Origin of the sequence: Anaerostipes sp. Marseille-Q3525 (genome assembly GCF_018223505.1) — a bacterium.
In the GTDB taxonomy this organism is placed as follows: Bacteria; Bacillota; Clostridia; order Lachnospirales; family Lachnospiraceae; genus Anaerostipes; species Anaerostipes amylophilus.
Genome location: NZ_JAGTTT010000060.1, coordinates 1 through 4,013, shown reverse-complemented (window position 1 = coordinate 4,013; position 4,013 = coordinate 1). Strand labels below are relative to the sequence as shown.

The following is a 4,013-nucleotide window of genomic DNA, read 5'->3' as shown; positions in this document are numbered from 1 at the left end:
TAAAATGAACTATTGTGATTTAAATGAATATGAAGATTATATTGAAAATATTGAATTTTTTTTAAAAGAAAAATGTTTACAAATTTGTATTATAAATTCGGAGTTAAAAAATAGAAAGAAAATTTATATAAAAGATATTGAAGAAATATATTGGGAAAAGTATTTTTTTGATCAACAAGAAAATAGAAAGATTAAAAGTATGTGTGATGAAATTTCATATAGCTTGGTGGCAAGTGAAAGTAAATTAATACTATATACATTGGAAATTGATAACAATAAAAACTTAATTCAAATAGAAATAGGAGATGATTTTTACTTAAAAATAAAAGCAAAAGAAGTTGATATTATTCAAGCAATAAATAATTCTAAAAAAAGTTTTAATAAAAAAAGAAATAATAATAAATTTAATTATGATGTATGGAATGGTATTTTTACTTTTAAAATTAAAGATGAAAAATATATATTAAAAAATATAGAAAAAGGGAAGATTAATTACCAAAAATATAATAACCCAAAAGATTCATTAAAAATTAAACTATTAAAGGATTCCCAATATAATATATTATTATGCAGTCCAACATGGACATTAAAAATTAAAGCAGAATATTATAAGAAGAGAACTAATTATATTTAAACTCCCTGAGACTATAAATGATTAATTAAAGGAACTTTGCTCCCTTATAGTGGTTCTGATTAAAGAGGTGACAATATATGAAAAAAATTTCTATTATAGTTTTAATAATGATTATGTTTTATGTAGCTGCAAATATGGTTTGGTTAAAAGTTGTAAATAATAATATAGATGAATATTTAGACAAAGATAATGTAAGTAGAGAACTAATTAGCTATGAGGGTAAAAAAACTAATTTGGAATACTATATTATAACATGTAATTACAAAGGTGTAGAGAAGAAATTAAATCAGGGAGAAAAAGTAAATCAAATTTTTAAAAAGTCTGGAAAAACTCCGCTAATGATAGCGGCCACATTACCTGATTTTAAAGATGCAATAAAAATGTCACAGATATTAATAAAAGAGGGAGCAGATGTAAACAAGAGAGATATTTATGGTGCTAATGTATTATTTTATGTAGGGTATTATGATTATGAAAAAAGAACTTCAGAAGAAAATATTAAATTATTAAAATATTATATTGATAAAGATGCTGAAATAAATATAAGAGTTGATGGAGTAGATAATGATGGAAATTTAAAGAAGAATGGAAAAAGAATTTCTTTAATTCAATTTTATAAAGATAAAAAAATGGAAAAAGAAGCAAAATTTTTGTCCGAATCTGTTAAGTAGGGGCGAAAACTTAAGTGAATTTAAATTCCCTGAGACCTTACGAAGTCACATGGGATTTATTGTTGCGATGACAGGAATTGTTTTGATCAGCTTCAATGGGCAGAACTTAGAGTTAAATCCTTTTTGAGATGATTATTTATAAATTTGGACAGAGATTATAGGTTGGGACAAAAGGATCTATGATCAGAGTACAGGTCTATATTATCTGAATGCCAGATATTATAATCCAGAAGATGGAAGATTCCTAACAGAAGATACTTATCATGGAGAAAATGATAAACCTGATACGCAACATTTATACGTGTATTGTGCAAACAATCCAGTGAATTATGTGGATCCTAGTGGACATTATGCAGTGGCATTGTATACGTTAGTAAAGATAGTTGCCGGAGGAGTGGTATTTTATGTATCATATTCAACTTGGAAAAGACGAAGAATCAAGACACGATATGCAGGAAAAAGAGTTACTTTTAAAACTAAAATATCTGTATGGCTTACATGGAGAACATTTAATAGGATAATGTATAGTAAAAGTAAATCAAAAAGTAATACTAAAAATAAAGGTGAATCAAAAAAGAGCAAGAAAGAAAGATCCACAAATGCACCAGAGTGGTCAAAATATAAAAAACAAAAGAAAGGAGAAAGTAAAAAACAATATGCAACAAGAATACTAAATGAAAAATACGGAAAAGGGAATTGGCGCAAAGGATCTGAATCAGAATATAGCCGTATAATAAAATATCATAGGAAATAAATTATGAGGAGGAAAAATAAAATGATAGTGTATGAACTGAGTTGGTGGTATTTAGATGAAGAGAGTGGAAAATCTGATGAACAGGTAATTGCAGTATATTCATCTGAACAATTAGCTCAAAAAGCAATAGAAAGATTTAAAACACAACCAAGATTTATAGGACATGAGGAAGACTTTTACATAAGTAAATATATAATAAATCATGAGGAGTGGAAAGATGGTTATTTTTGCAGTGACGATTTGAAAGGAGATATGTAATAAATATGTATGTTTATAAGTTAATATACGAAAAGCAAAACAAAGGAATAGCATCTATGAATATAGGATATTATAGTAGTTATAAAAAAGCAAGGAAAGTAAAAAAGAAATATCAAGCAATAGTTCCAGGATTTAAAGATCATTCGCATGGGTTTAAAATAAAAAAAATAGAAGTAAATAGAGATAATTATTATTTTATGTAAATAGAAAGGACTTAAGTTCCCTGAGACCTTACGAAGTCGCTGATTAGCGAATATCGTTATACAGAATATACTTATGATCAAAGAGGAAGGCTCACAGCATTTGCAGAGATCAGTCAGAATGCCCAGCCAACGGCAGATGATATCAAAGCCCATCAGATCCGATATACTTATAATGAGGATGGAAATCTCAGTAAGGTATCCTATCCGACCACCAAAGATGGACTCCAGTCATTATCTTATATTTATGATGAAAACGGATGGCTGCAGGAGATCAAAGGAGAACTGTATTCCAAGAATCAGACAACAGAGAAAGTCCTCAGAAGTTATACCTATGATGCGTACGGAAAAGTTAAAGAAATCAAGGATTACAGGAATCTGTTAAAGAATGGTGATCAGGCAGTTCAAAAAGTTTATATCTATGACAGTTTTGACCGTGTTAAAGAGATGATCTACACTGATCTAGAGACAGAAAAAGTGATGGAAATCAAAACTCACAGAACTTGATTGGAACAGAAGGAAGTATCCTTGCAACTGAGAGATTCAAAGGGGATGATACGCAATATTATCTGTATAATAAAGATATTCAGGGAAGTACAACTAGCCTAGTGAAAGAAGATGGAAGTGCAGATGCAACCTATCAGTATACGGATTATGGAGAGACAATTATTCATGGAGATGATCAGGCGAAAAATGAAGTGTGTTATACTGGTGGAATCTATGATCAGAGTACGGGATTGTATTATCTGAATGCACGGTATTATAATCCAGTGAATTATGTGGATCCTAGTGGGCATTTTTTAGTAAGTACAGCAGTTTTAGTAGGTGTCGGAGTAGGAGGAATTGTTGGTGCAATAGCTGGTTCATATAAAGGTAGATTAGTTGCTAAAAGATTAGGATATAAAGGGAAAAAAAGAAATTTATTTATAGCAACATATGGAATTAAAGGAGCTGTAGTAGGAGCCATTATAGGAGCATTTGCAGGTTATGGTATCGGTGTTGCTATGGGAGCATCATCAAGTAGTGGATTAGCGGTAAAAGGAGTCAATAGTGCAATAAGAAGAGTAGCTTCTGATCAAAATAAAGTAAGGCACATTATGCAGAGTAAACATGAGTGGACAAAAGTAACAAAAAAGAATCAGTGGAAGTATGTAAAACCAATTGTAAAAAAGGAAATGAAAAGTGGAAAAATGGAAGCTATAGGAAAAACTAAAGGAAAAGAAATTGTATATAAATTTGTATACAATTATAAAGGGAAAATTATCGAAGGTACATGTATAGCTAAGAAAGGAGTTGTAAAATTAAGTGATGCATGGGTTAAAACAATTGGTTTATGATAATCAGCCATTTTTTTCTTTAAATCAAACTGGAAAAACGAATCAAGAGTTATATATTTTGTGGAAACAAAATAAGAGAGATGATATTTTCTTACTTTTATATACACAGCTTTGGATGGCATTAGAAGAAGTTTATATGGAGAATGTTATAGATTATTA

General features: G+C 29.3%; 6 protein-coding genes and 2 pseudogenes. All 8 read left to right on the top strand.

Features of this window, described 5'->3' with window-relative positions; all coding sequences use genetic code 11:
* On the top strand, positions 1 to 634 hold a 634-nt coding region (locus tag KE503_RS14140; RefSeq protein WP_212385679.1), incomplete at its 5' end, for a hypothetical protein.
* A 77-nt stretch (positions 635 to 711) separates the two neighbouring features.
* Positions 712 to 1,305: a hypothetical protein gene (locus KE503_RS14135; protein ID WP_173774925.1), complete on the top strand. Its 594-nt coding sequence runs from the start codon at positions 712 to 714 to the stop codon at positions 1,303 to 1,305.
* Positions 1,306 to 1,447: 142 nt separating this feature from the next.
* Positions 1,448 to 1,594 (top strand): annotated as a pseudogene (locus KE503_RS15025) (RHS repeat-associated core domain-containing protein); the annotation flags it as partial.
* Between the two features lie 231 nt (positions 1,595 to 1,825).
* Positions 1,826 to 2,059: a hypothetical protein gene (locus KE503_RS14645; protein WP_243872997.1), complete on the top strand. Its 234-nt coding sequence runs from the start codon at positions 1,826 to 1,828 to the stop codon at positions 2,057 to 2,059.
* Positions 2,060 to 2,080: 21 nt separating this feature from the next.
* The gene (locus KE503_RS14125) at positions 2,081 to 2,317 is read left to right on the top strand and encodes a DUF7336 domain-containing protein (protein WP_055160966.1); all 237 of its coding nucleotides are present in this window, start codon (positions 2,081 to 2,083) and stop codon (positions 2,315 to 2,317) included.
* A 5-nt stretch (positions 2,318 to 2,322) separates the two neighbouring features.
* A complete protein-coding gene (locus KE503_RS14120) occupies positions 2,323 to 2,520 on the top strand; it encodes a hypothetical protein (RefSeq protein WP_055160969.1) in 198 nt (65 codons plus the stop codon).
* Between the two features lie 500 nt (positions 2,521 to 3,020).
* Complete coding sequence (locus KE503_RS14640; protein WP_249183091.1) at positions 3,021 to 3,854, top strand: polymorphic toxin type 35 domain-containing protein; 834 nt, start codon at positions 3,021 to 3,023, stop codon at positions 3,852 to 3,854.
* A pseudogene (locus KE503_RS14105) lies at positions 3,826 to 4,013 on the top strand (hypothetical protein); the annotation flags it as partial. The gene KE503_RS14640 and the pseudogene KE503_RS14105, both read left to right, overlap by 29 nt.